Below are 21,324 nucleotides of genomic sequence, written 5' to 3'. Positions count from 1 at the left end.
GTGGTGCATTTCTAAAAGGACGTGAAATCATGAAAAAGAATGATCTTTCTGCTTTACAGGAAAATTGTTTCTGTTTTTGTGATGAGGAAATTAGCCGGGAAGCGCCGTTTCAAGTGCCGATAGATATCCCTGAGGGCTTCAAGGTTGATTCGGCCGAAGCGTCAGCGGCTGTTACATGGAGTACAGACAATTTGTCCTGTATCAGTGAGCCTTGCTTAATCCAGACTGGGCCGGAACCAGAAGATATCGGTGTTCGATATGCCGTGAGAGTACAAGGGACCATTACGCTTCTTGTCAGTGTGTCGCCTGTGCGAAATCAATATGGACAAGGAGACGGGGCTGTTTCTGTGATTCATACTGAAGAGATTGATCAAGTTGTTTATTATGCAGCACAGTCTGGCCGCTGTCCTGATTTTAGTCAAATGACAGTGGAAGATCTTCTCATTGTGCCGCCTTTCTACGGCAGTCCGCTCACGGTGGACGGGATACTTGTTTTACCGCCATCGCCAGACCCTCAATCGTATGTGTTTACTGCCAATACTGGAGACAGCACGGTTTCGGTCATTGATGCAGATTTAAACACTATTGTAAAAACAATCCCGTTTTCTGCTGTCCCAACTAATCTAGGCGTTACTTTTGATAAAGCATTCACGTATATCCTCCATGGAAATACCAACCTTGTCTCAGTGATTGATAATAAAACATTAACCATCATAAATACCATTACTGTTGGAGGAGGGCCGAGAAAGATCGAATTTGATCCAACAGATGAGTTTGCATACGTGATGGCCGCCGGATCTATATATGTGATTAACACGGCCTCTCAATCGGTCATTGATGTCATTCCGATACCCGGCGCTTTAGACTTTGCTCTTGATCCGAATGGACAGTATGTCTATACCGCTAATGGAAGCAGTTGGTCGGTTGATAAATATGATGTAAATACTGGGCAGTTGGTAGAAAGTATCATAGATTCATTTGAATTTCCCAGTTTAATTGCAACTCCTTACGCTGGAAATTTTGCGTACGTGTTGAATGGTGAGCTGTGGCCGAAAGGTGTAACGGAGATTAGTTTGTCACCATTAAGCAGGGGAGGGGACTTCAGCCGTTTATTTGAAACGCTGAGGACGATTGTATTTTCTCTCGATAGCACTAGAGCTTATTTTCTAGAGCCATATAGTGAACCGTTTCTCATTAATAACTTATACGTAGTTAATACGGCCAGACAGAGGATCATTGCAAACGTGTCTCTCCCCGGCGCTTTTGACCTCGCCGTAACGCCGGACAAACAGTATATTTATGCGGCACAGCCCAACGACAATGCTGTGACCGTGTACCGCACAAGTGATTATACAGCCGTGACGGTGATTCCGGTTGGCGCGGGTCCGTCTGCGATTGCGATGTAGCTATTTTATAGATCAAGAGAAGCGGTGCTGCGATAAGAGAATCGTTTATAAATAAATGATCCGATTTGCTGAATGGCAGCCAGGATAATCAGAAACAGCAGTTCACTTATAGAGAAACTGAGCATCCACCAAATCCCGGCTGCTGCCAGCGCTCCCGCAAACACTTTTCTGAACAGGCTGCCGTGCCGGAAAAGCTGCCGCAAATAAGTTCGCATGCAAAACAATAAATACAGGATCAGTAGCATCGCAAGTCCCATTGAAAGGGCAGGGGGCGTGTGAAGGCGGAAAGGGACGGCTTTAACGATTTCGAACATGCAGCCGAATATGATGACTTGGCACAACACGGCAGCCATCACGTATGTTTGGCGGACGTTTTTATAGCTGTCACGCAGCGATTTGACGTCTTCTGCATATCGGCTGCACAAGTTGTGTTGCTGAAAGTCACAGCAGCTTTGATGAGACTGTGTGAGTTTCTGAAAAGCTGCTGTCATGTTTTTCACGGATTGGGTGACATAATGAAGATAGAGAAAAGCAGGCAGAATCAGGAGGGCAGCGGTACAAGCCAGCAGCCCGAGCCGCACAGCGTCATTGTTGATCATCTGTACATATTGGGCGGCGGCTTCGGCCACGGCCTGAACCCAGCCGAAGGAATAAGCCGCCATACCTATAAGCAGCAATAAAAGGGTAAAGACAGTGTTTTTTTTCATTGTCTGATCGCCTCTTTCTGAGAAACGTGAATGATCGCTTTGTTAGAAGATGCCATTGCATCAATGAGAGACAAGAAAACCTGCGTATCCATATCTTGAATGATGTGGTACATGTCAAGAAACGAGCAATCGCACCTGTCATACTCGGCTGCCCACTCGAAGCATTTACGCACATAATCGCTGTCATAAATGATCGCGTCTGTCAAAGAGTCCTTGCCGTATTGAAGCCAGGCGGCAACCTGTTCTTTCTTCTGTGTAACATAGTATGAAGCCACATCGATATAAGCTGAAGAATGGGTCCCTTGACTGTGAAGGATCAAGAAACCGCCATCCTCATATATATAAGTCTCGGCTGACAAGCGATCGATTTCCAGACGGTACGTTTGCTGAATCTCTTGAAAAAACGGTGAATCTAATTGAAATAGAATACGAGACGCGATATCCCAATAAAGCTTTATCGTCAACAGATCGTTTTGCCCGGGAAGTGCGCCGATCTGTAATCCGGTCCAGGTATCTTCCATCCGCTCCTCATCACCCAGCACCATTTTTTGTGAGAGGGCTGGAGGGCATGCCGGGATGATTTTTCTTTCAGTATGATAATCCGGACGCTTTTCCAGCTGGAGGTGAGGAGGCAAAAGCGTTTCTGTATTTTCTGAGCCCCCAATCAAAAACAGCGTCATCCGATGGGCTTGGTAGGCAGCCTTATAGGCTTTTTGTAAATCACTGATGTCCAGCGCCTCAATATCTTCGATTCTGCCTGCGGGGAAAACGGCAGCTGGTGAGGAGGGAGAAAGCATGCTGATCAGCTGATAATGATATGAGAGCTGATGGTTAAGGTGTGCTGTTTGAATTTCGCTTGTAATCACAGCTTTTTCCTGAGCGACAATCTTCTTGTCAAATGAGTGGTTCCATAAAGCATCAAGCAGGATGGGGATCGTTTGTCTGAGCCGATCCGGTAATGAGGTAAACATGAAATTGGTATCGGTGTAGGTAGTGAATGCGTTTAAAAGCGCGCCATGCGCAAAAAAATCACTGTACAGATTGCGGCCGTTATGCCAGAAGAGAAGATGCTCTAAAAAATGCGCTGTGCCATACGGAAGCAGTGTATCACTGGATTCTGCCCGTATACATACATCCCGGCTTCCAAAATCGATTTTTACATTGCACAGCCGCAGGTGGGCGCGGGGGAATTTCAATCTGAATATTTTTAGTCCGCTGTCTGTGTATCTGATATCGGTTCGTTCATCCAGCTGTTGAAAAAAGGCTTTCTTTTCCATCTCTTCATCCCCTTACTACATGAGCTCCGATATAATTGATGGTCGCTATGAATTGCAATACATCGCGGCATGTAACCGCTGAGATGCCATCCAGCAAGGCTTCTTTCGTGCAGGAGAAGCGGCGCAGGACCCCCATATAGGCCAATAGACCTTCGGGAGAATCGAATTGCAGCAGCAATTCATTGCGTAAAAACTGCTTTGCCTGTTCTAGTTCCCGCTCATCTGTATGAAAAGCTGAGACAGCTTCCAAAACGCGCGGGGGAATGTCTTTCTCATGAAGCTGATCTGTACATATTGAAACAAGCAGCAAATTGTTCATGACATCGTAACGGGTGATAACGTGATAGACTGCCAGATCCTTCTCTCTGAAGTGCTTGAATAAAGCGGAATGGCCGTACTTTCCCAGTAATCCGTCTATTAGCTGTATTTTGATATAATCGCTGGCATCTTTCATCTCTCCGCAGTCAAATCCGAGTGTCAAGACGGAAGGACCTGCAGCGCTGCGTGTCTCTGTTTCAAACACATGCCGGTTTACGGGTATTCTTCCGGACGTTATAGCGGACGTTTGCGGGGCATGTCCCCGAACATCACATGCATGTACTTGTCCCAATATGTTCAGCTGTTTTTGCTGGGACACTAAATCAACGATAAAGTCCGTTGCGTCGAGAAACCGTTTAGGATGAATCGCCTTTATCCTGTCTTTCCGGCCAAACATGCCTGTGCCGTACATCGGGTTTCCGAAGACCTCCTCAGCCAAGCGAGCCGCCGAGTAGGAGAAGGGATCAGTGAATTTCTTTTCGATTTTCAGCAGCAGCTCATTCCTGGCCTTTTCAACTGCTTCGAATGAAAGAGAAGCAGGGAAAGACAAGTCTGCAAAAGTTTTCATCAGGGCGTCAACATGAAAATTCCCGTTATATAATGGGTGAATCAAACGGGTCCCGCAGGTTTTCAGCTGCTGATCAAAAAAGAGATTCGCTGAGTACATGAAACGGCTGCCGGCAGCATAACCAAAAGCGTCAATGATTTGCTCCTTCAGGTATGCGGCGGCGCCGTAAAAATAAATTGTTTCTTCCTCAGGTTCCGCCGCGCTTTCGATCGGTTTCAGAAAGCTCGCGGCGATTGAAATAGTTGAAAATTGATGAGTCTTCAGCAGGTTAACTTCCAAGCCGTTCTCTTTTGCTTGTATCAAAGAAACCACCATCCTGTTTTTGCAGGTAATAGACTATGACCAGACCGGCTATCGGAATGACCGCCAAGGATACAGCGGTGCCGGCTAATGTGGCTAAGAATAGGGGAAGACAAAACAGATAAGACCGATATTTTGAGAAACCGCTCCATAGCTGCTGCTCCGTCTGCCAGCTGAAGGAGGGCCTTTTTTCATCCGCAGTTAACCTGATAAAAGCTCCCGCCAGCAGCAACTCAATGCACTGCAAAAAAGTGAGAACTGAAATCGGACGGCCGCTGATGAAACCCACAATCATCACGACAAGGAGAAATCCGCCTGCCAATAGGCCTGAATAAAAGCGATATTTCGCCCAAAACATCGTTTTCCGCTTGATCGGAAGCGTGATGAGCAGCATCCGGTCATTTTTTTCAATCGAGTACAAAAGGGCGATCGGCGAGCAGATGAGCAAAAGCGCGGAAATCACGATATAAATCACTTGCTGATTGAAGATGCCGGTATTCATCATCTGGAACGAAAAGAAGCCGCTGAACGCCGCCATTACCGCGTAATTTAACAGCATCGCTTTAGAAGAGATAAATCGGTTCCATTCTCTTTTGTAAAACGAAAATTCAGATCGCCGCATAAATGAATGCATCTTGCCCTGCTGCGGAGGTGCCTGCAGAAAGACAGGAAAGTCAATGACCACCGCCCACAGGATATGGACCGCGCAAAGCGGAATCGTGGCGGCCGGCATCAAAGCGGCGCTGAGACATACACAGGCGAATATCGCCGCATGCAGCAGAAACATCCAGTTCTTCTTTTTGACGAAGTGGTTGCTTAGCACAACTCCGAAAATAATGGAGTAAACGGTAAAAAACGAAAACCTGCCGAGCCAAAACAATGTTTGCGCCCCTGACAGCGTTCCGTTTCCAAATAAGAACAGCGGTAAAATAAAAAAGAATAAAGTTCTTCTCAAACAGGTATCGACAAACAAAACGACACTCTGGGCGAGCCAAAAGCTCCGTGAAGAAATCGGCAGCAGGCAGCTCAGTTTCATATAAGATTCCTTCCATTGAGATGTCACAGAAAGAAACACCATATATGCGTTCATTAAGAGAAGCGCGAGTATGATATACGTTTTGCGCAACACCGATTCATCAATGCCGGCCTGGCGGATCAGCCCGATTTCAAACACGGCCAGAATGACAAGGCCTGCGGCAATGCGGATGGCGTCCTTTTTCCCTTGCCGGCTGTAAAGCTGTTTGAACAGCAAAGACATGATGGGGATTATGTTATTCATGGCCGATCACCTCAAAAAATTCCCGCCGCAGATCGGTCTCCTCTCCAATCGGAATGACCTTTTGGATCTGTTTGTTGTGAAGAATAGCCGCATAATCACAAAATCTTTGCACGACATCGAGCAGGTGAGAAGAAAACAAAATGGTCCCGCCTGCTTCACAGTACTCGCGCATTTTCTGATAAAAAACCTCTATCGATTCCACATCCAAACCGACGAGCGGCTCATCCAAAATAAATAGGGGAGCGCGCAGCAATAAGCCTGTCATCAATACAACCTTTTGCCTGTTCCCCAAGGACAGCTCCGAAATTCTCCTGTTGATGTATTTCGAAAAATGAAAGGCCTCGGCCAAACTGGCAAACTGCTGCTCTGAAAAATCCTTTTGATAAAGCGAATGGACGAAAGACACATAGTCCTTCGCCGTAATTTCTGTAAATAGCAGCGGATAATCGGCGGCGAAGTAACGGTGAATCTTCAGCTGATCTGATGTTTTCTGCGGCATGCCGGCCTCCGCTTCAATTCCGCACAGTGTAAAGCGTCCGCTGAAATTGCGGTTCACTCCTGTCAGCGTATTAATCAGTGTCGTTTTTCCGGCGCCGTTTACCCCAAGCAACCCGTAAACGGCGCCTTTTTCTAAATGTAAATCCACTTGTTCTAAGATGACGTTGTCCCGTTCATACCAAACGGATACATCGTGTATATCCAAAATGCTCATCGCGAGTCAGCCTTCCGCGCGCGCATCCCGAACAGAATGGCAATGGCAATGAAAATCAGCGTAAACAGATAATCGCTTTTGACAAAATAGACGACTGCGCCGATGACAAAGATAAATGAAAGGATATACAGTAAAATTCTTCTTTGTGCTGGTGACAAATCGTTTCCCTCCTAAATAAGCTGGACCACGTCTTCTAATTGTTCATTTTTCGCCCAAGAGCAAATGTTTTTTCGGTGATATTTGTTAGAGTTCAGCCCTTTTAAGTAACAGCCTCCGCAATAGCCGCTGAACGGGCATTTGTCTTTCATGCAATGTTCGCTGAACCGCGGCGCTTGCGCTTGCCACAGTTTATGGACGAGAGGGGAGTTAAAGATGCTTTCATAGGAATCATGAAAAATATTTCCCAATGAAAATTCCTTTGGAAAGAGGGCGCAAGGACGTACTTCGCCGAACGGGCTGATCACAATGGACTTCCAGCCAGCGCCGCAATTTGCCGCGCGTTTTCTCTCATAGGGAATAATCGGAATCAGATCTTTAAACTCATCAATCACATTTTGCTCGTATTCCATAAACTTGCGGTGCTGCTCGGCGTCTTTCGTTGGATGGACAATATCCCTGCCTCTTCCGAAATCATCAACCCAATTGTAAGAGAACGCCATCGCCCCGAGATCCCGAACCTTTTGGGCCATATCGTGGATTTCCCACATGTTTTTTTCGAAGACAGACATGGCGACTCTGACAAATATACCGTGGTCACTCAACAATTTTATCGTTTTACAAGTTTGGGCAAAAGAGCCTTTTCTCCCTCTAAAGGAGTCATGGACCTCGGAATTGACACTATCAAGAGAAATGCCGACGATGATTTTTTGCTTGTAAGTCTTCAAAAGCTCCAGGCTCTCTTTTCGCATGAGTGTTCCGTTTGTTAAGACAGCGACTTTTTTGAACTTTTTACACACATAGTCAAGAATCTCATTGGCGTTTGGATGGACAAAAATTTCTCCACCTGTGATTTCGCATGTCAATACACCGTTATCAAACAGCATATCAGCCGTTTTTTTGAATTGCTCAATCGACACGGTGCCGAGCGCTTCAGGTGAGCTTTCCAAATAACAGTGGGCGCATTTCAAATTACAGCGGTGCGTCAGCTCAAATGTGGCGTGCAGCGGCATTGGAAATTCATTGCTTCCGCTCGTGATGATTGTATGGCGGCTTGCCCGGTTGCCAAGCTGGATGACCTGCTTGTTCTGGAGCATGTTGAGCATGTCGTAATACCAATCTTTATGGTCTTCCGGTGATTCATCATACACTGCACATTGCTCAGCTAAAATCTGCTCAGCTGTTTTTTGGCCATCCATGCGCATGCAGAGCTCGTAAGCCGTTTTGTTGAGATCCAAATACTCAAAGTTAGAAATGGAGACATTATCGCGCAAGTAGTCGATTTCTAACACGCCGCCCTCAGGAAGCTGGTGAACTCTTACACTTTCATTAATAAATGGAAACATCTGCTCTATAAACAAAATACCATCCCCTATACATATGATTCAAATGAAAAACGGTTGTGTATGTATATCCAAGAGGTAGATTTTAGTTAAAAATTGTAATTTACTTAAAAAGGGCATAGTAGAATGACTATGCCCTTTTGGGAGATCCTTACCCCCATAGACCGAATAGACCTGTTGCACCGGCAATTTCAAAATCAGGGATAGGACCGTCCACTAGACAAGCGGCTCCGATCGAGCATGTTGCACAACCTTTGTTTTCTACAATGACAGCTTTTTTCATAATTGAATCCTCCCTTTTTTTGTTTTTCTAGCAGATCTATGTTGTACTTTTATCTTAAAACTATCAAATTACTAATTCAATACATATATTTTGAAAAAAATGTGAAAAGGAAATGATAGATTTCGGAAAAATGTAACATTTCCTAAAGGTAATTAGTGATATGATTTTCTCTTCTATATAAGGAAATGCTTTTTATGAGGTTTATCTTCAAATCTGATGAGCAATGATGGTAAGATAGAAGCAGTTGAAGTTTACAAACCGAATGATTATACTATTCAAGTCAAAGTGGAATGATGAAAAGGACGTGTCAGAATGAAGCAAGAGACACCGATAACACTCCATGTGAAGTCTGTGATCGAGGATGACGGAAACCAAGAAGTCATCGAATTCCGCACCACCGGATTTTACTATGTAAAACAAAATAAAGTGTATCTATCTTATTATGAAGAACACGACTTAGGCAAAGTCAAAACGATTGTGAAAGTAAGCGAAGGCGAAGTCCTGGTCATGAGGTCAGGCGCTGTCAAAATGAATCAGCGTTTCGTAACGGGAGCTTCCACAATTGCTAAATATAAAATGTCATTTGGTGAGCTTGAGCTGAAAACAAGCACAAAATCGATTCAATCTGATCTCGATGAAGAAAAAGGCCGTATCAGCATCGCATATGACATGCATGTCGGAGACGAGCAGGAGCATTTACATAATATGACGATCACGTATGAGGGAGGAACTCACGCATGAACATTGCGGAACAAATGAAGGACGTGCTGAAAGAAGAAATCAAAGCGGCCGTTCTGAAAGCGGGACTGGCTGAAGAAAACCAGATTCCCAATGTTGTTTTAGAAACACCGAAAGATAAAACACACGGCGACTACTCAACGAATATGGCGATGCAGCTGGCAAGAGTGGCAAAAAAAGCGCCGCGTCAAATCGCTGAAGAGATTGTCGCCCATTTTGATAAAGGGAAGGCTTCGATTGAAAAACTGGATATCGCCGGCCCGGGTTTTATCAATTTCTATATGAACAATCAGTATTTAACAAAGCTGATTCCGTCTGTACTGGAAGCAGGGGAAGCATACGGGGAAACGAACATCGGAAACGGTGAACGAGTTCAGGTAGAATTCGTATCAGCGAATCCGACGGGAGACCTTCACCTCGGGCATGCGCGCGGGGCGGCTGTCGGCGATTCCTTGTGCAACGTGCTTTCAAAAGCGGGTTACGATGTAAGCCGCGAATACTACATTAACGATGCGGGAAACCAAATCAACAATCTGGCGCTCTCTGTTGAAGTCCGTTACTTTGAAGCACTCGGATTGGAAAAACCGATGCCGGAGGATGGCTACCGCGGCGAGGATATCATTGCGATCGGAAAGCGTCTCGCTGAGGAATACGGTGATCGTTTCGTTAACGAAGAGGAAAGTGAACGCCTCGCGTTTTTCCGTGAATACGGCCTGAAATACGAGCTGGAAAAGCTTCGCAAGGACTTGGAAAACTTCCGTGTGCCGTTTGATGTGTGGTATTCAGAAACTTCACTGTACCAAAATGGAAAAATTGACAAGGCGCTTGAAGCGCTCCGCGAAAAAGGCCATGTCTATGAAGAAGACGGCGCGACTTGGTTCCGTTCCACGACTTTCGGCGATGATAAAGACCGCGTATTGATCAAGAAGGACGGCACGTACACGTACCTTCTTCCTGATATCGCGTATCATAAGGACAAGCTTGACCGCGGCTTTGATAAGCTGATCAACGTTTGGGGCGCCGATCACCACGGCTACATCCCGCGTATGAAAGCGGCAATCGAAGCGCTGGGCTATGAAAAAGGAACGCTTGAAGTAGAAATCATTCAGCTCGTTCACCTTTACAAAAACGGCGAGAAAATGAAAATGAGCAAACGGACCGGTAAAGCCGTAACGATGCGTGACCTGATTGAAGAAGTCGGCTTGGATGCCGTGCGTTACTTCTTTGCAATGCGAAGTGCAGACACCCATATGGATTTTGACTTAGATCTTGCTGTATCAACATCTAACGAAAACCCCGTTTATTATGCACAATACGCGCATGCCCGTATTTGCAGCATGCTTCGCCAAGGGGAAGAGCAGGGACTTAAACCGGCGGCAGATCTTGATTTCAGCCATATTCAATCAGAAAAAGAATACGATCTGCTGAAAACGATCGGCGGCTTCCCAGAGGCAGTGGCGGAAGCAGCGGAAAAACGAATTCCGCACCGTGTCACTAACTATATTTATGATCTGGCTTCTGCTCTGCACAGCTTCTACAATGCAGAGAAAGTCATCGACCCTGAAAATGAAGAGAAAAGCCGCGCGCGCCTGGCTTTAATGAAGGCAACGCAAATTACGCTGAACAATGCGCTTCAGCTGATCGGCGTATCGGCTCCGGAAAAAATGTAATCACGATCAAAAGGACAAAGTCTTCGGGCTTTGTCCTTTTTTTATGAGAAAAACGTGTGATGTAATTCACAATCCTGTTTGGCGAGTTTTTGTATGATAAGACTGATTATTGAATCATTGAAAGGGGCAAGCCAAATGATCAACCGTCAACACATTCAATTATCGTTACAGTCATTAAGCTTGGTGGCAGGGTTTATGGTTTGGGTGCTGATTTCATCACTCATTTCCCAAATCACATTAGATATTCATTTAAGCAAGGGCGAGATTTCTTTGGTGACGGCGATTCCTGTGATCCTCGGGTCGCTTCTCCGCATTCCTTTAGGGTATTTAACGAACAGGTTTGGCGCGAGGCTCATGTTTATGGTCAGCTTCATCCTGCTTTTATTTCCTGTATTTTGGATCAGTATCGCGGACTCTCTGTTTGATTTAATCGCAGGCGGCTTTTTCTTAGGGATCGGGGGAGCGGTGTTTTCCATTGGAGTGACCTCCCTCCCGAAATATTATCCGAAAGAAAAGCACGGTGTCGTCAATGGGATTTACGGTGCAGGAAATATCGGGACAGCCGTTACGACATTTGCAGCGCCGGTTATCGCTCAAGCCGTCGGGTGGAAATCAACCGTGCAGATGTATCTGATTTTGCTGGCTGTCTTTGCCTTACTGCACGTGTTGTTTGGCGACAGGCATGAGAAGAAGGTCAAAGTTTCTGTTAAGACTCAAATCAAAGCCGTTTACCGAAATCATGTGCTATGGTTTCTGAGCCTGTTTTATTTTATTACGTTCGGTGCCTTTGTCGCCTTCACTATCTATCTGCCGAACTTTCTGGTGGAGCATTTTGGGCTGAATCCTGCAGATGCCGGCTTGAGGACGGCTGGCTTTATTGCGGTTTCTACGCTGCTCAGGCCTGCAGGCGGATTCCTGGCTGATAAAATGAGCCCGCTCCGCATCTTGATGTTTGTTTTTGCCGGGCTTACATTATCAGGCATTATCCTATCGTTCTCGCCGACAATCGGCCTTTATACGTTTGGATCATTAACCGTGGCCGTCTGCTCAGGCATAGGAAACGGGACTGTTTTTAAACTGGTGCCTTTCTATTTTTCGAAGCAAGCGGGGATTGCCAATGGGATTGTGTCTGCCATGGGCGGATTAGGCGGCTTTTTTCCTCCTCTCATATTGGCGAGTGTATTTCAGGCAACAGGCCAGTACGCGATCGGGTTTATGGCGCTTTCAGAGGTGGCGTTAGCCAGTTTTGTCCTTGTCATATGGATGTATTGGCAGGAAAGAATGAAAACACACACGGAGAGAAACAGCCAGAGCATCAACTAACACTGGGGCATTCACAAGATTGTTAGTTTTTTCTCGATGGGTACAAATCAATTCACGTTACAATAAACACACAACGTGACTTTCTTCGAGGTGAGCTCATGAATTTTCTCTCTGTTCGACCATCTGATAGTGATCTTATATCCAGCGATCTGCATGAATTGCTGGAATCGATCAGCACGAAAAGAAAAATGGAAAAACACACGTATTTGTTTCGAGAAGGAATGGATGCAGAAGAGCTTTATCTGATTCAATCAGGACTCATTGAAATCGGCAAGCTGACATCTGACGGAAAAGACCTGACGCTTAGAATCTGCCAAAAGCATGATATCGTCGGAGAATTAACACTTTTCACTGAAGAACCGAGGTATATGCTCAGTGCAAAAGTGCTAGAGGATGGCGAGGTGCTCGTCATTAATAAAAATAAGCTGGAAAAAGAATTAATCCAAAATGGCGCTTTGACATTTGAGTTCATGAAATGGATGAGCACGCACCTCCGGAAGATTCAGTCCAAAATCAGGGATCTGCTTCTTCATGGCAAAAAGGGGGCGCTCTATTCCACTCTTATCCGTTTATCAAACAGCTACGGAGTGGAGCGAAGCGACGGCATTCTGATTAACATTGTCCTGACAAATCAGGATTTGGCAAAGTTTTGCGCGGCTGCACGGGAAAGCATCAACCGTATGCTGGGAGATCTCCGCAAAAAAGGGGTTATTTCGATAGACGAATCCGGAAAAATTATTTTGCACAAGCGGGACTATTTACGATGTGAGATTGAGTGTGAAAATTGCCCGCTGGAGATTTGCAATATTGACTGAAAAAACAAGGACAGTGGTGTCCTTGTTTTTTTACCTTGTGATAAACAGGCACATGACGGCAAGAAAGAAGCAGGCATTCACGATTTCCAGAATGCCAATCGTTTTTACGGGCCAATCCCTTCCATGAAAAAACCATGCCCGCAAGCTGCTCGGGATAAAAGCGAGAAACGCCCATCCTGCTCCGAAAAGAGCGGATAAAAAGGGGAGCAGCAGGTGATATCCCCATGACCAGTATGCAAATGCCCTGTTTTTTCTCTCGCGGATCACCGATTTCACATAAAAGGAACTCCCGATAAAAAATAAAGCAGACTGCAAGAAAATAAACCAAGCCCAGCCGTCAAGGGTTCCCATCCCCAGCCAGCAGCTCGCAAACCCGCCCGAACAAAAGAACAAGACACCTGCAACATCATTCAATAAGGCTCGTTCGTTTTTTCTGCGGGCAAAATACATATGTATGAGAAACAGCGGCAGTAAAGAAACGCCCACCCAGATGAGAGGCGGCTTATGAAAGACCGAGATCATCAAAAAGCAGCAGGCGGGAAAACCGTAATAACACATCCACTTTTGATATGGTTTGCTTTGTTTCTTTTTTAAGGCAAGCGTAACGGGATAAACCGCTAAGTATAGGAAAAGCCAACCAAGGAAGAGCGGAATATGCCAAATAACGGGGCCTCCCTTGACCATGCCGAGTAAAAATGGGATCAGCAGCATCGCCCACGCCCCGTGCTGCTTCGGAATCAGCGCCTTCATCGAAATCCTCCTTTTTTCTTTCATTATAAATGCATTCACCCTCCTGATAAGTGACATTCATCATACAGGCTGTGAAATACATCACTGCTGTACAGGCTCAGTCGAGCTACACTAAAGCTATCCTTAGCACAGGAGGTTTTCCTATGAATCAGTGTGACTATTTATTATTTCTGAAACAACTTCCTATGTTTAATGAAGTGCCTCTATCCATTGTCGAAACCTTGCTGAAAAACGGCACGTTTATCCGCGGTTCATGTGATCAGTCTCCATCTTTTCTTCATTCTCAATCTGTTTATATTGTATTAAAAGGCAGTGTCCGTTTTATGGACACAAGGCTCCCTGAAGGGTCGAAAACCGTTGCGCTGTGGGAAAAAGGCGATGTGTTTCCGATTGATGAAAAAGGCGGGCTTTATTTATCGCCCTTTATCTCAGTCAATGCCACTTCAGACATTCTGATTCTCAACATCCCATATTACATATTTAAGAAAATGATGTCTTATCATCCGCAGCTGCAAATGAACTTTTTGGTTATGCTTCAGCAAAATGTTTTTTGTTCCTATCAATTATTTTTGCGGTATCTGCATACATCACAGGATGAAAACGCCGAGCCCGGTTCTTAAATAGAGCCGGTTTTTTTTGATCTTTGAATGAAAGGCGGCTAATGACCCAAGCGTCCTGCCTGAACGCAGCCTTCCTCACATCTTGTGAAAATCCTTCCTTCTCCTTTGTGTGAACATTTTGTGAAAAAAGCAGAGTGTGTGACATAGTTCACAAGGAAACGCGCTGTCTCTGTTTATAGTGAACTTAGCATCACCTGACTCGGAAGGAGTGAACTCTCATGAAGAAAAAGAAAATGAGTCCGTTGTTTAGGAGATTGAATTATTTCTCTCCTATCGAACACCATTCAAATAAACATAGCCAAACTACCCGCGAGGATCGCGATTGGGAGAATGTATACAGAAACAGATGGCAGTACGACAAAGTCGTTCGCTCCACCCACGGCGTCAACTGTACAGGGTCTTGCAGCTGGAATATTTATGTGAAAAACGGAATTGTCACGTGGGAAGGGCAAAATTTGAATTATCCATCAACAGGCCCGGATATGCCTGATTTTGAACCGAGAGGCTGCCCGCGGGGGGCCAGTTTTTCATGGTATATCTACAGCCCGCTCCGTGTGAAATATCCATACGTGCGCGGTGTGCTGATCAATTTGTGGCGGGAGGCATTGCAGACGCATCAAAATCCATTGGAAGCCTGGAAATCGATCGTCGAAAACCCTGAAAAAGCGAAGTCCTATAAACAGGCGAGAGGGAAAGGCGGTTTTGTGCGCGCTGAATGGCCGGAGGTGCTGAAGCTGATTTCAGCCTCTCTGCTGTATACAGTGATGAAATACGGGCCTGACCGAAACGTCGGTTTTTCTCCGATTCCGGCCATGTCCATGATCAGCCACGCATCAGGCTCCCGGTTTATGTCGTTAATCGGAGGCCCTATGCTCAGTTTTTATGACTGGTATGCGGATCTTCCTCCAGCATCCCCGCAAATTTGGGGTGACCAGACGGACGTTCCGGAAAGCAGTGATTGGTACAATTCCGGCTATATTATCACATGGGGCTCCAACGTTCCGTTAACGAGAACGCCTGACGCGCATTTTTTGGCGGAGGCCCGCTATAAAGGCGCTAAGGTCATTTCGATCAGTCCAGATTTTGCGGAATCCTCAAAGTTCGCGGATGACTGGCTGAGTATTCGCCAAGGGACTGACGGGGCGCTTGCGATGGCGATGGGTCACGTTATTCTGCAGGAATTTTACGTGAACCAAGAAACTGAACGTTTTATTGAGTACGCGAATCAATACACTGATTTTCCATTTCTCGTCACTCTGTCAAAAGAAAATGGCGTATACACAGCGGGACGGTTTCTGCATGCGAAGGACATCGGGCGGAAGACAAAGCATGATCAGTGGAAGCCTGCGGTTTGGGATGAACAGACAAGTTCATTTGCCATACCCCAAGGGACAATGGGCTCGCGCTGGGACGGGCAGCAGAAATGGAACCTGCACATGATTGATGAAGAAACCGGGGAACCGATTGAACCCCGTCTCTCTGTGCTGGGAATAGAGGACGAAATCGGCACGGTGCGCATCCCGTATTTTTCAAATGACGGAAACAAAGTGCTCGAGCGGGATCTTCCTATTAAAAAAATGAACCTGAACGGTGAAGAAACGTACATCACGACCGTGTTTGACTTGATACTGGCTAACTACGGCGTGAACCGGGGCATCGGCGAACGATCGGCTGTCTCCTATGATGACCCTGAGCCGTTTACGCCTGCCTGGCAGGAACAAATGACAGGAATCAAAAAAGAAGCTGTCGTTAAGATTGCCAGAGAGTTTGCCCAAAATGCGATCGATACAGACGGCCGGTCCATGATTATCGTAGGGGCCGGCATTAACCACTGGTTCAACTCCGACACGATCTACCGAGCGGTGTTAAATCTTGTTTTACTTGTAGGCGCCCAAGGCGTAAACGGCGGAGGCTGGGCCCATTACGTGGGGCAGGAAAAGCTCCGACCTGCTGAAGGGTGGCAGACGATTGCAACTGCAAAGGACTGGGAGGGCGTGCCCAAGCTGCAAAACGGCACCTCATTTTTCTACTTTGCGACAGATCAGTGGCGTTATGAGGACCAGCCGATCAGTGATTTGGCATCGCCGATTGCTGCGTCATCCCGCTACAAGCACCACGCTGATTACAATGTGCTGGCCGCGCGGCTAGGGTGGCTTCCGTCTTACCCGACTTTCAATCAAAATGGCATCGATCTGTATAAAGAAGCTGAAAAAGCAGGGGCAGCAACACCTGAAGACGTAGGTGCGTACGTGGCCTCACAGCTCCAAGAGAAAAAACTGAAATTCGCGATTGAAGATCCTGACAATGAAGTGAATTTCCCAAGGAATCTCTTTGTATGGCGGGCAAATCTGATCTCAAGCTCAGGAAAAGGGCATGAATATTTTCTCAAGCATTTGCTGGGGACAACGAACGGTTTAATGAATGACGACTGCGACAGCATCCGCCCAGAAGAAATCAAATGGCGGGAGCAGGCGCCGGAAGGAAAGCTCGACTTATTAATCAATCTTGATTTTCGAATGGCGGGTACGGCGCTGTATTCCGATATCGTGCTGCCGGCGGCGACATGGTATGAAAAACACGATCTCAGCAGCACAGATATGCATCCGTTCATTCATCCATTTGCTCCGGCGATCTCAGCTCCGTGGGAATCGAAGTCAGACTGGGATATTTTCAAGGCGCTGTCAAAAGCCGTTTCCGATCTGGCAGAAGAAGTCAATATGGAGCCGGTGAAAGAAGTGGTTGCGACGCCGCTCCTCCACGACACCATGCAGGAATTGGCCCAGCCATTCGGCAAAATCAATGACTGGAGCAAGGGCGAATGTGAAGCCATTCCGGGAAAAACGATGCCGAACATCCAAGTCGTTGAACGGGATTACAAACACATTTTTCATAAAATGACCGCACTCGGTCCTAACGCTGCTTTAAAGCCGAGCGGAACAAAAGGGATGAGCTGGTCAATAGCCGATGAATATGAATCACTCAAAAAGAGACTGGGAGAAATCACCTCAGACAGCGTGGCAAAGGGATGTCCAAATATAAGTGAAGCAAAGCAGGCGGCAGAAGCGGTTTTAACCCTATCATCCACTTCGAATGGAAAGGTCGCCGTAAAAGCATGGGAATCACTTGAAAACATCACAAACCTGAAGCTGAAAGACCTGGCGGAAGAGCGCGAGGAAGAATGCTTTACGTTCGAACAAATTACAGCCCAGCCGAAAACGGTTATCACGTCTCCGGCATTTACCGGCTCTGAAAAAGGAGGCCGCAGGTATTCGCCGTTTACGACGAATGTTGAAAAATTAATCCCGTGGCGGACACTGACAGGCAGACAATCCTATTATGTCGATCATGAACTGATGATGGAATTCGGTGAAACGATGGCGACATTTAAACCGATCCTCCAGCACCGCCCGTTTCTAAGCAAGCGGCCTGATCAAGAGGGAAAAGAAATCGTCCTTAATTATTTGACGCCGCATAACAAATGGTCCGTCCACAGCATGTATTTTGATTCCCTGCCGATGCTGACGCTGTTCCGCGGCGGGCCGACCGTATGGATGAATAAAGATGATGCAGAGGATACGGATATCAAAGACAACGATTGGATTGAATGCTTCAACCGAAATGGCGTAGTCGTCGCGAGAGCCGTTTTGTCTCATCGGATTCCTAAAGGAATGGCGTTTATGCACCATGCCCAGGACCGCCACATCAACGTGCCCGGCACGAAACTGACAAATAACCGCGGAGGCACCCATAACAGCCCGACAAGGATTCACGTCAAGCCGACACAGATGATCGGGGGCTACGCCCAGCTCAGCTACGGCTTTAACTATTACGGCCCAACGGGGAATCAGCGCGACCTGAATGTCGTCATCCGCAAGCTGAAGGAGGTCGATTGGCTTGAAGATTAAAGCGCAAATCGGTATGGTCATGAACTTGGATAAATGCATCGGCTGCCACACGTGCAGCGTCACTTGCAAAAACACGTGGACAAACCGTTCCGGTGCGGAATATATGTACTTCAATAATGTAGAAACAAAGCCGGGCATCGGCTACCCGAAGCAATGGGAGGACCAGGACAAATATAAAGGCGGCTGGACATTGAAAAAAGGAAAGCTCGAGCTGAAATCGGGCTCGAAAACCAATCGGCTTGCAGGCCTTTTCTATAATCCGAATCAGCCGTCGATTGATGATTACTATGAGCCCTGGAACTATGATTATGAAACATTAACGAACAGCCCGCAGAAAAAACACCAGCCAGTAGCACGCCCGAAATCGTCCTTGACGGGGGATTTCATGAATATCGAATGGGGACCGAACTGGGAGGATGATCTCGCGGGCGGCCACATAACGGGACTTGAAGATCCCAACGTACAAAAGATGGAGGAATCGATCAAAACAGAATTCGATGAGGTCTTTATGATGTATTTGCCCCGTATTTGCGAGCACTGCATCAACCCGGCGTGCGTCTCATCCTGTCCATCCGGCGCCATGTACAAACGCGAGGAGGACGGCATTGTGCTTGTGGATCAAAACGCATGCCGTTCATGGAGATATTGCGTCTCATCCTGTCCTTATAAAAAAGTCTATTTTAACTGGCAAACGAACAAAGCGGAAAAATGCACACTCTGCTTTCCGCGTTTGGAGGCGGGACTGCCGACCATCTGCTCTGAGACGTGTGTTGGCAGAATCCGCTACCTCGGCGTCATGCTTTACGATGCGGACAAAGTGGAGGAAGCGGCATCTGTTGAAAATGAAAAGGATCTCTACCATTCCCAATTGGACGTTTTTCTTGATCCAAATGATCCTGAGGTTGCCAAACTGGCAAAAGAACAAGGCATTCCGGCTGAATGGATAGAGGCTGCGCAGCAATCGCCGATCTATAAAATGATCATTGACTGGAAGATTGCGCTGCCGCTTCATCCTGAGTACCGCACGCTGCCAATGGTGTGGTACATTCCGCCGCTCAGTCCGATTATGAATCTCTTTGAAGGAAAAGGCAGCCGGCAATCCGCGGAAGATATTTTTCCGGCTATCGACCAAATGAGAATACCGATAGACTATTTGGCGCAGCTGTTAACGGCCGGTGATACGGATCATATTCGGTCAACGTTAAAGAAAATGTCTGTCATGCGCCAGTATATGAGAGCGATCCAGACGAATAAATCAATCGACCCGGAACTGATCTCCAGTGTCGGCTTAACAGAACAGCAAATTGAAGATATGTATCGGCTGCTTGCGATTGCCAAATATGATGACCGCTTTGTGATACCGAGCAGTCATCGAGAAGAAGTTTCAGATTTATATGCTGAACAAGGGAGCTGCGGCTTATCATTTTCAGGCGGCCCCGGCTCCTGTTTCTAACTTTTGATAAATGAGGTGTAACAAGATGAACACCACAGACCGGCAAATGACGTTCTCCGCTCTTTCCTCTCTTCTCTCTTATCCGGATGAAGAGTGGAGAGCCGAGATTCCCGAATGGAAGGCTCTTATCCATGAAATCGGCAACCGGCAAATCCGGAAGAAGCTGCTGCACTTTTTCGAGGCGTCAGCCAGCTTTTCACCGGAAGCGCTGATTGAACACTATGTCTATACATTCGACTTTGGGAAAAAAACAAATATGTATGTCACCTACTTTAACTCGGGCGAGCAAAGGGAACGCGGCGTTGAATTGCTGCATTTAAAAAACACATACGAGCAATCCGGTTTCCTGCCGACAGAGAAAGAGCTGCCTGATTATCTGCCGCTGATGCTGGAATTTGCTGCGGCTGCAGAAATTGAAGCAGCGAGAAGCGTGTTTGAGAAATATCTGTCCAATGTGAGGGAGCTGGCATCCCGTCTCGAAAAAAATGACAGTATATACGCTGAACTGCTGCACGTGCTGCTGGCAGCGCTTGAAAACATTGGCGTACGTGAAAGCGTTGAAGGGGCTGTTCAGGCATGAGCGGGCAGATCCTCTGGGGTATTATGCCATACATTGTATTGACAATCTTTATCGGCGGCCATATTTACCGCTACCAGCATGACCAATTTGGCTGGACGGCGAAATCAAGCGAGCTGTTAGAAAAGAAAAAACTCGCCGCGGGCAGCACACTTTTTCACTGGGGACTGCTGTGCGTTGTCGGCGGGCATGTCATGGGGATTCTGATCCCGGAAGGCGTGTATGCTTCCCTTGGCATTTCAGAGCATATGTATCACAAAATGGCGATTGGCGCTGGCTTGCCGGCGGGCATTGCGGCATGTACCGGACTTGTCATCCTGACGTACAGAAGGCTGTTTGACAAAAGGATCCGCAAAACCAGCTCGCCATCAGATATCCTTACGCTCCTCCTGCTGCTGTTCATGATGCTGTCAGGCGTTGCGGCCACGTTTCTCAACATTGATTCGAAAGGCTTCGATTACCGGACAACAGTCGGGCCGTGGTTCAGGGAAATCGCTTTGTTCAGGCCTGACCCCTCGTTGATGGAGAGTGTCCCGCTATGGTTTAAGTTTCATATTGTGATAGGCTACGTCGTTTTTATCCTGTGGCCGTTTACAAGATTGGTTCATGTGTTCAGTCTGCCGCTCAAGTATCTGACCCGCAGCTACGTTGTATATCGGAAACGCTCGTGAAAATCCCCCTTGCAAGAGGGGGTTTTTTCTGCCAAGGTAATGGCTGGGCGGCCGGGAATCCTGGAAATAACATCAAGAATAAAACGGATTTTACTCATTTTAAACCGGCGGAACAGCAGATTATGACTCAGCCTGACTAACTCCTTATTTTCTTTCTGATCAATATCCCGTTTTATATATTTTCTCTCATCAGAATGGGTATCAAATTTACTCTATCCACCGTATTTGCAGTCACAGCGCCGCCTTCTTTTCGGCGCTTGCCGGAGTGCTGAGCGGGTTCGGCCTGCCGCTCATGTTGTCACTCGGCGTTGCCAATAGTCTTGCTTTATTTCTGCAGAAACGATGCGGATGAACCCCTTGACAGTTAGTTTTCTCTAAACCTCTCCTCCTTTGGCGGAGAGGTTTTTTACTTACAAGGTTTATCGATTAGAAAAAAGAGGTAATACAGAGGTA

General features: G+C 46.7%; 20 protein-coding genes and 1 pseudogene. 11 read left to right on the top strand and 10 right to left on the bottom strand.

Going from position 1 to position 21,324, the window contains the following annotated elements; genetic code table 11:
• Positions 1–29: 29 nt before the first annotated feature.
• Positions 30–1,406: a YncE family protein gene (locus ACZ07B_RS15725; RefSeq protein WP_464877398.1), complete on the top strand. Its 1,377-nt coding sequence runs from the start codon at positions 30–32 to the stop codon at positions 1,404–1,406.
• Positions 1,407–1,411: 5 nt separating this feature from the next.
• Here the strand turns inward: ACZ07B_RS15725 and albG are convergent, their stop codons facing one another.
• The 9 genes from albG to sboA are packed head-to-tail and all read right to left on the bottom strand — an operon-like array spanning position 1,412 to position 8,349.
• The gene (albG, locus tag ACZ07B_RS15720) at positions 1,412–2,113 is read right to left on the bottom strand and encodes an antilisterial bacteriocin subtilosin biosynthesis protein AlbG (protein WP_217020052.1); all 702 of its coding nucleotides are present in this window, start codon (positions 2,111–2,113) and stop codon (positions 1,412–1,414) included.
• Positions 2,110–3,390, bottom strand: a complete 1,281-nt coding sequence (locus ACZ07B_RS15715; protein WP_464877397.1) for a M16 family metallopeptidase — start codon at positions 3,388–3,390, stop codon at positions 2,110–2,112. The genes albG and ACZ07B_RS15715 overlap by 4 nt, the downstream gene beginning before the upstream one ends.
• Positions 3,391–3,394: 4 nt before the next feature.
• Positions 3,395–4,555, bottom strand: coding sequence for an antilisterial bacteriocin subtilosin biosynthesis protein AlbE (gene albE, locus ACZ07B_RS15710; RefSeq protein WP_464877410.1), 1,161 nt, complete (start codon positions 4,553–4,555; stop codon positions 3,395–3,397).
• Positions 4,545–5,855, bottom strand: coding sequence for an antilisterial bacteriocin subtilosin biosynthesis protein AlbD (gene albD, locus ACZ07B_RS15705; RefSeq protein ID WP_128738344.1), 1,311 nt, complete (start codon positions 5,853–5,855; stop codon positions 4,545–4,547). Before albD ends, albE begins: the two co-directional genes overlap by 11 nt.
• Entirely contained in the window at positions 5,848–6,567 is a 720-nt protein-coding gene (locus ACZ07B_RS15700; protein ID WP_015250992.1) for an ATP-binding cassette domain-containing protein, read from the bottom strand. Before ACZ07B_RS15700 ends, albD begins: the two co-directional genes overlap by 8 nt.
• On the bottom strand, positions 6,564–6,725 hold the full coding sequence (gene albB, locus ACZ07B_RS15695) for an antilisterial bacteriocin subtilosin biosynthesis protein AlbB (protein WP_003222006.1): 162 nt from the start codon (positions 6,723–6,725) through the stop codon (positions 6,564–6,566). The genes ACZ07B_RS15700 and albB overlap by 4 nt, the downstream gene beginning before the upstream one ends.
• Positions 6,726–6,737: 12 nt before the next feature.
• A complete protein-coding gene (albA, locus tag ACZ07B_RS15690; protein WP_464877396.1) occupies positions 6,738–8,084 on the bottom strand; it encodes a subtilosin maturase AlbA in 1,347 nt (448 codons plus the stop codon).
• 24 nt (positions 8,085–8,108) lie between these two features.
• Positions 8,109–8,261: a bacteriocin-like protein SboX gene (gene sboX, locus ACZ07B_RS15685; RefSeq protein WP_010886632.1), complete on the bottom strand. Its 153-nt coding sequence runs from the start codon at positions 8,259–8,261 to the stop codon at positions 8,109–8,111.
• Positions 8,218–8,349 (bottom strand): subtilosin A, encoded by a 132-nt coding sequence (sboA, locus tag ACZ07B_RS15680; RefSeq protein WP_003222002.1) that lies wholly within the window; start codon positions 8,347–8,349, stop codon positions 8,218–8,220. Before sboA ends, sboX begins: the two co-directional genes overlap by 44 nt.
• Positions 8,350–8,661: 312 nt before the next feature.
• Here sboA and ACZ07B_RS15675 point away from each other — a divergent pair, with 312 nt between their 5' ends.
• The 4 genes from ACZ07B_RS15675 to fnr all read left to right on the top strand — a co-directional run bounded on the left by ACZ07B_RS15675 (position 8,662) and on the right by fnr (position 12,895).
• Positions 8,662–9,090: a YwiB family protein gene (locus ACZ07B_RS15675; RefSeq protein ID WP_003243604.1), complete on the top strand. Its 429-nt coding sequence runs from the start codon at positions 8,662–8,664 to the stop codon at positions 9,088–9,090.
• Positions 9,087–10,757: an arginine--tRNA ligase gene (gene argS / locus ACZ07B_RS15670; protein ID WP_277736772.1), complete on the top strand. Its 1,671-nt coding sequence runs from the start codon at positions 9,087–9,089 to the stop codon at positions 10,755–10,757. The genes ACZ07B_RS15675 and argS overlap by 4 nt, the downstream gene beginning before the upstream one ends.
• A gap of 135 nt (positions 10,758–10,892) precedes the next feature.
• The gene (gene narK / locus ACZ07B_RS15665) at positions 10,893–12,080 is read left to right on the top strand and encodes a nitrate transporter NarK (protein ID WP_010886631.1); all 1,188 of its coding nucleotides are present in this window, start codon (positions 10,893–10,895) and stop codon (positions 12,078–12,080) included.
• A 98-nt stretch (positions 12,081–12,178) separates the two neighbouring features.
• A complete protein-coding gene (gene fnr, locus ACZ07B_RS15660; RefSeq protein WP_014481215.1) occupies positions 12,179–12,895 on the top strand; it encodes a fumarate/nitrate reduction transcriptional regulator Fnr in 717 nt (238 codons plus the stop codon).
• Positions 12,896–12,925: 30 nt separating this feature from the next.
• Here the strand turns inward: fnr and ACZ07B_RS15655 are convergent, their stop codons facing one another.
• Positions 12,926–13,645, bottom strand: coding sequence for a YwiC-like family protein (locus ACZ07B_RS15655; protein ID WP_014481214.1), 720 nt, complete (start codon positions 13,643–13,645; stop codon positions 12,926–12,928).
• Positions 13,646–13,788: 143 nt separating this feature from the next.
• Between ACZ07B_RS15655 and arfM the strand changes: the two genes are divergently transcribed.
• The 6 genes and pseudogenes from arfM to ACZ07B_RS15625 form a co-directional block, all read left to right on the top strand.
• Entirely contained in the window at positions 13,789–14,265 is a 477-nt protein-coding gene (arfM, locus tag ACZ07B_RS15650) for a Crp/Fnr family transcriptional regulator ArfM (protein WP_464877395.1), read from the top strand.
• Between the two features lie 218 nt (positions 14,266–14,483).
• Complete coding sequence (locus ACZ07B_RS15645) at positions 14,484–18,170, top strand: nitrate reductase subunit alpha (RefSeq protein ID WP_464877394.1); 3,687 nt, start codon at positions 14,484–14,486, stop codon at positions 18,168–18,170.
• A complete protein-coding gene (narH, locus tag ACZ07B_RS15640) occupies positions 18,160–19,623 on the top strand; it encodes a nitrate reductase subunit beta (protein WP_014481212.1) in 1,464 nt (487 codons plus the stop codon). The genes ACZ07B_RS15645 and narH overlap by 11 nt, the downstream gene beginning before the upstream one ends.
• A gap of 25 nt (positions 19,624–19,648) precedes the next feature.
• Positions 19,649–20,203 carry a nitrate reductase molybdenum cofactor assembly chaperone gene (gene narJ, locus ACZ07B_RS15635; protein ID WP_087614769.1) on the top strand — a complete coding sequence of 185 codons (555 nt, stop codon included), beginning with the start codon at positions 19,649–19,651 and terminating at the stop codon, positions 20,201–20,203.
• Entirely contained in the window at positions 20,200–20,871 is a 672-nt protein-coding gene (gene narI / locus ACZ07B_RS15630) for a respiratory nitrate reductase subunit gamma (protein WP_024571808.1), read from the top strand. The genes narJ and narI overlap by 4 nt, the downstream gene beginning before the upstream one ends.
• Before the next feature lie 143 nt (positions 20,872–21,014).
• Positions 21,015–21,246, top strand: a pseudogene (locus tag ACZ07B_RS15625) (YitT family protein); the annotation flags it as partial.
• Positions 21,247–21,324: the final 78 nt, after the last annotated feature.

Source organism: Bacillus sp. 9.4 (genome assembly GCF_055486415.1).
The sequence above is the reverse complement of the archived record's forward strand: the minus strand, read 5'-3'. Positions and strand labels throughout refer to the sequence as shown.